The organism is Stenotrophomonas sp. P5_A9 (genome assembly GCF_056400525.1).
In genome coordinates this window covers 22,492-29,985 of the sequence record NZ_JBFULC010000052.1, presented here as the reverse complement: position 1 = coordinate 29,985, position 7,494 = coordinate 22,492, and the positions used below count along the sequence as shown (strand labels likewise).

The 7,494-nt window shown below is 66.3% G+C and carries 5 protein-coding genes; 4 read left to right on the top strand and 1 reads right to left on the bottom strand.

Annotated elements, in window-relative coordinates; translation table 11 throughout:
• Positions 1 to 19 precede the first annotated feature (19 nt).
• The 4 genes from AC1DR7_RS15665 to lpdA all read left to right on the top strand — a co-directional run bounded on the left by AC1DR7_RS15665 (position 20) and on the right by lpdA (position 6,713).
• Positions 20 to 871 (top strand): GNAT family N-acetyltransferase, encoded by an 852-nt coding sequence (locus tag AC1DR7_RS15665; protein ID WP_478076550.1) that lies wholly within the window; start codon positions 20 to 22, stop codon positions 869 to 871.
• A gap of 184 nt (positions 872 to 1,055) precedes the next feature.
• Positions 1,056 to 3,887, top strand: coding sequence for a 2-oxoglutarate dehydrogenase E1 component (locus AC1DR7_RS15660; protein ID WP_478051901.1), 2,832 nt, complete (start codon positions 1,056 to 1,058; stop codon positions 3,885 to 3,887).
• 42 nt (positions 3,888 to 3,929) lie between these two features.
• The gene (gene sucB, locus AC1DR7_RS15655) at positions 3,930 to 5,141 is read left to right on the top strand and encodes a dihydrolipoyllysine-residue succinyltransferase (RefSeq protein WP_478076549.1); all 1,212 of its coding nucleotides are present in this window, start codon (positions 3,930 to 3,932) and stop codon (positions 5,139 to 5,141) included.
• A 135-nt stretch (positions 5,142 to 5,276) separates the two neighbouring features.
• Positions 5,277 to 6,713 carry a dihydrolipoyl dehydrogenase gene (gene lpdA / locus AC1DR7_RS15650; protein WP_256775543.1) on the top strand — a complete coding sequence of 479 codons (1,437 nt, stop codon included), beginning with the start codon at positions 5,277 to 5,279 and terminating at the stop codon, positions 6,711 to 6,713.
• Positions 6,714 to 7,228: 515 nt separating this feature from the next.
• Here lpdA and AC1DR7_RS15645 read toward each other — a convergent pair.
• A complete protein-coding gene (locus tag AC1DR7_RS15645; protein ID WP_478054427.1) occupies positions 7,229 to 7,492 on the bottom strand; it encodes a hypothetical protein in 264 nt (87 codons plus the stop codon).
• Positions 7,493 to 7,494: the final 2 nt, after the last annotated feature.

The window sequence follows — 7,494 nt, the reverse complement described above, 5'->3', positions numbered from 1 at the left end:
TCCCGCGCAGCGCGACGCGCTGCACGGAGTCCGGCACCGCGTGTTCGTGGACGAACAGCGGGTGCCGGCCGAACTGGAGATCGATGCGCTCGACCCGCTGAGCGTGCACGTGCTGGCCAGCACTGCCCAGGGCGAGCCGATCGGCGCCGGCCGGCTCACCCCGGACGGCCGTATCGGTCGCATGGCCGTGCTGGCCAACAGGCGCGGCCATGGGGTCGGTGAGGCGATGCTGCTGGCCCTGGTCGAGGCCGCCCGCGCCCGCGGCTGGCGGGAGGTGAGCCTGCACGCCCAGTTGCCGGCCCGCGTGTTCTATACCCGCCAAGGCTTCCTGCCCGAGGGCGACGTGTTCGAAGAGGCCGGTATCGCCCACCAGCACATGCGCCGCGTGCTGGACGGGGCGGTCAACATCACCGCCTTTGATGAGGCGGTGGCGATCACCACCGCCCTGGTCCACCGTGCCCGCCGCCAGCTGTGGATTCACAGCCGCCAGCTCGACCCCGGCCTGCTCGACGCCCCGCCGGTGCTGGAGGCCCTGCGCCGCTTCGGCACCGCCCGCCATGACAAACAGGCCTGGCTGATCGTTCACGACGCCCCGGCCATCGCCCAGTCCGGCTCACCGCTGCCCGGGCTGCTGCAACGCCTGCCCAGCGTCTTCCGGGTCCGTCAGGTCAACGACCCGATCGACCGCGCCTTGGCCTCGGCCTGTCTGCTCAACGATGCCGGCGACTACTACTTTCGTCTGGGTGGGCACCGTTACGACGGTGAAGCCGCCCTCGCGCTGCCAGCACGTTCGCGACCGTTGCAGGACGGTTTGCAGCGCGTATGGGAACGTTCGCGTGAATGCAGCGAATTGCGCGCCATCGGTCTGTAGCTCACGCCACAGGCTCGAACCTGTCTGGGAATGACACCGCAGTCCACCCGGGACCGCCGCGGTGCCCCTTCCTGTCTCGATGGGGGTACAATTTGGGGAGTTAGATACCGCCCGCGCAGGGCTATTCACTTTTCCCTGCCGGATCATCGAAGCCTTACCCCACAAGCGAATCCGACCCTCCATCGTGGACAATCTACTGAAGCAGTTTGCGCAGTCTTCGCAGCTCGCCGGCGGCAACGCCTCCTATATCGAGGATCTGTACGAGCAGTACCTCGTTTCTCCGGACAGTGTCGATCCCAAATGGAAGACCTACTTCGACGGCTTCAAGGGCCGCGAAGCCGGTGACATTCCGCACTCGGCCGTCATCGCCCACATCACCGACGCTGCCAAAAACGCTGTCAACAGCGGTACGGCCACCGGTGCCGGCGACGAGCGCGAGCGCAATGTCGGCCGTCTGATCACCGCCTATCGTTCGCGCGGCCACCTCGGTGCCCGTCTGGACCCGCTGGGCCTGACCCCGCCGACCAACCCGCCGGACCTGGGGCTGCCGTTCCACAGCCTGTCCGAGAGCGACCTGGGCAGCGAGTTCAGCACTGGCGGCATCGCCGGCCAGCCGCGCATGAAGCTGCGCGATCTCCTCGATCGCCTGAAGAAAACCTACACCGGCTCCATCGGTGCGGAATTCATGCACATCTCCGAGGTCGAGCAGCGCCAGTGGCTTTATCAGCGCCTGGAGACCACCGGCGGCAACTACAGCCTGGATGCCGACACGCAGCGTCGCACCCTGGAGCGGCTGACCGCGGCCGAAGGCCTGGAGCGCTACCTGCACACCAAGTACGTGGGCCAGAAGCGCTTCTCGCTGGAAGGCGGCGACTCGCTGATCCCGATGATGGACACCATCATCCGTGACGCCGGCAAGGATGGCGTCAAGGACGTGGTCGTCGGCATGGCCCACCGTGGCCGCCTGAACGTGCTGGTCAATACGCTGGGCAAGAGCCCGCGCAAGCTGTTCGACGAGTTCGAAGGCAAGTTCGAACACGACGACCACGCCTCGGCCGGCGACGTGAAGTACCACATGGGCTTCTCGGCCGACATCGCCACCCCGGGTGGCGCGGTCCACCTGGCGCTGGCATTCAACCCCTCGCACCTTGAAATTGCCGACCCGGTCGTGGCCGGTAGCGTGCGCTCGCGCCAGGAACGTCGTGGCGATACCGAACGCAAGCAGGTGATGCCGATCCTGATCCACGGCGACGCGGCCTTCTCCGGCCAGGGCGTGGTGATGGAGCTGTTCCAGATGTCCCAGGCCCGCGGCTTCGCCGTCGGTGGCACGGTGCACATCGTGGTCAACAACCAGGTCGGTTTCACCACCTCCAACCCGCTGGATACGCGCTCCACGCGCTATGCCACCGATGTGGCCAAGATGATCGCCGCGCCGGTGCTGCACGTGAACGGCGATGATCCCGAAGCGGTCGTGTTCGCCGCCAAGCTGGCCTTCGAGTTCCGCCAGAAGTTCGCCAAGGACGTGGTCATCGATCTGATGTGCTACCGCCGTTGGGGCCACAACGAGGCCGACGAACCGGCGATCACCCAGCCGCTGATGTACCAGGTGATCCGCAAGCACCAGACCACCCGCGAGCTGTATGCCGCCCAGCTGGAAGCCGCAGGCGTCATTCCGGCCGACGGTGGCAGGGCGCTGGTCGATGCCTACCGCAACAAGCTCGATGCCGGCGAAGTCACCACCGAGCTGGCGGCGGTCGAAAAGACCCCGGCCACCAGCAAGATGTACGTCGACTGGCCCAAGCTGCTCAACGGCAAGCTCTCCGACGCGGTGTCCACCGCCGTGGGCATGGAGAAGGTCAAGCAGCTGGCACAGCTGATCAACACCGTGCCCGAGGGCGTGGAGCTGCACTCGCGCGTGGCCAAGGTCTACGACGACCGTCGCAAGATGGCCGCCGGCGAGATCCCGGGCGACTGGGGCTTTGCCGAGAATCTGGCCTACGCCACCGTGCTGGACGAAGGCAACAGCCTGCGTCTGGTCGGCCAGGACGTCGGCCGCGGTACGTTCACCCACCGCCACGCGATCCTGCACGACCAGAAGACCGACAACTACTACCTGCCGCTGCGCCAGCTGGTCGAGTCGCCGGAACAGGCCACCATCATCGATTCGCTGCTCAGCGAAGAAGCGGTGATGGCCTATGAGTACGGCTTCTCCACCACCGATCCGAACACCCTGTGCATCTGGGAAGGCCAGTTCGGCGATTTTGCCAACGGCGCCCAGGTCGTGATCGATCAGTTCATCGCGGCCGGCGAAGCCAAGTGGGGCCGCATCACCGGCCTGACCCTGCTGCTGCCGCATGGTTACGAAGGCCAGGGCCCGGAGCACAGCTCCGCGCGTCTGGAGCGTTTCCTGCAGCTGTGTGCGCTGGAGAACATGCTGGTGTGCGTGCCGTCGACCCCGGCGCAGGCATACCACATGCTGCGTCGCCAGATGCGCATGACCACCCGCAAGCCGCTGATCGTGATGTCGCCCAAGTCGCTGCTGCGCCACAAGCTGGCCGTGTCGACCCTGGAAGAGCTGGCCAACGGCGAGTTCCAGCACCTGATCGGCGATGCCAAGGCAGAGAGCAAGAAGGTCAAGCGCGTGGTGCTGTGCTCGGGCAAGGTCTACTACGACCTGCTCGAAGACCAGACCAAGCGTGGCCAGGACGATGTCGCCATCATCCGTGTCGAACAGCTGTATCCGTTCCCGCGCGTGGCACTGGCAGCGGAGCTGAAGAAGTACGGCAAGGCGGCCGATGTGGTGTGGTGTCAGGAAGAACCGCAGAACCAGGGTGCCTGGTACCAGATCCGTCACCACCTGCAGGCGTGCCTGGCCGATGGCCAGAGCATCCATTACGCAGGTCGCGCCCGTTCGGCATCGCCGGCCGCTGGACACATGGCTGACCACATCATCGAACAGCAGAAGCTGATCGCCGATGCCCTGGTCAACCCGTTCAACGACTCGGTCGCTGAATAACTCCCTCCTCATTCTAGAAAAGACAAACCAGGAAGCTCCCGCATGGCCACCGAAGTCAAAGCCCCGGTACTGCCCGAATCCGTCGCCGACGGCACCATCGCCACCTGGCACAAGAAGGTCGGCGATGCCGTCAAGCGCGATGAAAACCTGCTTGATCTRGAAACCGACAAGGTCGTCCTGGAAGTGCCGTCGCCCGTCGATGGCGTGCTGAAGGAGATCAAGTTCGAGGTCGGCGCCACCGTGACCTCCAGCCAGGTCGTGGCCATCATCGAAGAAGGCGCCACCGCCGCTGCTGCGCCGGCCGCCGAAGAGAAGAAGGCTGACGCCGCTCCGGCCGCTGCCGCACCGGCACCCGCTGCCCCGGCCGCTGCTGCGGCGCCGGCACCGGCCACCAAGTCGGCTGCCGACGCCCTGCCCCCGGGCGCCCGCTTCTCGRCCATCACCGAAGGCGTGAACCCGGCCGACGTATCCGGCACCGGCCGTCACGGTGCGGTGACCAAGGAAGACATCGTCAACTTCGCCCGCAACGGCGGCGCCGGCAAGGCCGGTGGCGCACGTCCGGAAGAACGCGTGCCGATGACCCGCATCCGCAAGCGCATCGCCGAGCGCCTGATGCAGTCCAAGAACAGCACGGCCATGCTGACCACCTTCAACGAGGTCGACCTGTCCAAGGTCTCGGCCGCGCGCAAGGATCTGCAGGACGAGTTCGTCAAGGCCCATGGCATCAAGCTGGGCTTCATGAGCTTCTTCGTGAAGGCCGCCGCCAATGCGCTGCAGCGCTTCCCGCTGGTCAATGCCTCGATCGACGGCGATGACGTCATCTATCACGGCTACTCGGATATCTCGATCGCCGTGTCGACCGACAAGGGTCTGGTGACCCCGGTGCTGCGCAACGTCGAGCGCATGTCCTTTGCCGACATCGAGAAGACCATCGCCGACTACGCCAAGAAGGCCCGTGACGGCAAGCTGAGCCTGGAAGAACTGCAGGGCGGCACCTTCACCGTGACCAACGGCGGCACCTTCGGCTCGCTGCTGTCGACCCCGATCATCAACCCGCCGCAGAGCGCCATCCTGGGCATGCACGCCATCAAGGAGCGTCCGATCGCCCAGAACGGCCAGGTCGTGATCGCGCCGATGATGTACCTGGCGCTGTCCTACGATCACCGCATCATCGACGGCAAGGACTCGGTCCAGTTCCTGGTGGACATCAAGAACCAGTTGGAAAACCCGGGCCGCATGCTGTTCGGCCTGTAAGGCCTCCCGCCCCTCCGCGCCTGCGCGGAGGGGTTCTGGTTTTACGGCAATGCACCGCACTGCCCTGCTCTCTCCCCGGCGCCTGCTCGCCACCGGCTTCAAGCGAAGCTCGGGAATGCAACAAGGACTATTTCAATGGCTGAACAATTCGACGTCGTCGTCATCGGTGCCGGTCCGGCCGGCTATCACGCCGCCATCCGCGCCGCGCAGCTGGGCCTGAAGACCGCCTGCATCGACGCGGCCCTGGGCAAGGACGGCAAGCCGGCCCTGGGTGGTACCTGCCTGCGCGTGGGCTGCATCCCGTCCAAGGCGCTGCTGGATTCTTCGCGCCAGTTCTGGAACATGGGCCACATCTTTGGCGACCACGGCATCACCTTCAAGGACGCCAAGATGGACGTCGAGGCGATGGTTGGCCGCAAGGACAAGATCGTCAAGCAGTTCACCGGCGGCATCGGCATGCTGTTCAAGGCCAACAAGGTCGCCGCCTATTACGGCTTCGGTGAGCTGCAGCCGGGCAACGTGGTCAAGGTCACCCAGCACGACGGCTCCATCGTCGAGCTCAAGGGCACCAACGTGATCATCGCCGCCGGTTCGGACTCGATCGAACTGCCGTTCGCCAAGTTCGACGGCGACACCATCGTCGACAACGTCGGCGGCCTGGACTTCACTGAAGTCCCCGCGCGCCTGGCCGTGATCGGCGCCGGCGTGATCGGCCTGGAACTGGGCAGCGTGTGGAAGCGCCTGGGTTCGGAAGTGACCATCCTGGAGGCGCTGCCGGAGTTCCTGGCTGCTGCCGATACCGAAGTGGCCAAGGCGGCCGCCAAGGAATTCAAGAAGCAGGGCCTGGATATCCGTCTGGGCGCCAAGGTCTCCAAGGCCGAAGTGACCGGCAAGGGCAAGAAGAAGGAAGTCGCCCTGACCTACGCCGATGCCGAGGGCGAGAAGACCCTGACTGTGGACAAGCTGCTGGTGGCCGTTGGCCGTCGCGCCGCCACCAAGGGCCTGCTGGCCGAAGGCACCGGCGTCAAGATCAACGAGCGCGGCCAGATCGAAGTGGACGCGCACTGCCACACCGGCGTCGATGGCGTCTGGGCGGTCGGTGACTGCGTGCGCGGCCCGATGCTCGCGCACAAGGGCTTCGAGGAAGGCATCGCCGTGGCCGAGCTGATCGCGGGCCTGCCGGGCCACGTCAACCTCGACACCATTCCGTGGGTCATCTACACCGAGCCGGAGCTGGCCTGGGTCGGCAAGACCGAGCAGCAGCTGAAGGCCGAGGGTATCCCGTACAAGGCCGGCAGCTTCCCGTTCGCCGCCAACGGCCGTGCCGTGGCCATGATCGAGCCGGCCGGCTTCGTCAAGGTGCTGGCGCACGCTGAAACCGACCGCGTGCTGGGCATGCACCTGGTCGGCGCCAACGTGTCCGAACTGGTCCATGAAGGCGTGCTGACCATGGAGTTCAACGGCTCCTCGGACGACCTGGCGCGCATCTGCCACGCCCACCCGTCGCTGTCCGAAGCGGTGCACGATGCGGCGATGGCCGTGAACAAGCGCGCGATCCACAAGGCCAACTGAGCCCTGTAGATGGCGTAACGAAAAACCCCGCTGCGGCGGGGTTTTTTGTGGGCGCATCCGCGTCCCTGGTAGGGCCGGCCGTTGCCGGCTGCGCTTTCTGTTGGGCCTATGTGGAGCCGGCCAGCGGCCGGCACTACCGGTTACGGCCGGAGGCCGGCATACCGATAACGGTGGCGCCAGGCAGCTCTTTCTGTTGGGCCCGCGTGGAGCCGGCCAGCGGCCGGCACTACCTGTCACGGCCGGCGGCCGGCATACCGATAACGGTGGCGCCGGCAGCTCTTTCTGTTGGGCCCGCGTGGAGCCGGCCAGCGGCCGGCACTACCGGTTACGGCCGGAGGCCGGCATACCGATAACGGTGGCGCCGGGCAGCTCTTTCTGTTGGGCCCGCGTGGAGCCGGCCAGCGGCCGGCACTACCGATAACGGGTCGGCCGCTCTTCCCGGCAAATGTGGAGCCGGCCAACGGCGACCGCTGCCGGTCGCGGCCGGCATACTGGCACCGCCGCCACAACGGCCATCAGGCGCGCTTGGCGTTCTTCTCCGGCGCCGCCACGGCCGGCGCCTTCGGCGGATCCTCGCAGATGCGGTGCTGCGCGACCACCTCGCCCACCTTCCATTCCTTCACCACCCGGCAATGTTCCTTGGGGGCGTCCTTGGTGGGCGTTAGATCAGCATCTGCCTCGCTGGCCTTCTGCCGCTCCACCCAGGCCGTGGGCGGGTCAGCGGCAAGCGCCGGTGCGGCCAGCGACAGCGCGATCAGACCTGCGCACATGCGATTCATGC

What these genes read in the sequence shown, in the direction of transcription:
- AC1DR7_RS15645 (WP_478054427.1), bottom strand. Translation starts at nt 7,492, where the DNA reads ATGAATCGCATGTGCGCAGGTCTGATCGCGCTGTCGCTGGCCGCACCG.
- lpdA (WP_256775543.1), top strand. Translation starts at nt 5,277, where the DNA reads ATGGCTGAACAATTCGACGTCGTCGTCATCGGTGCCGGTCCGGCCGGC.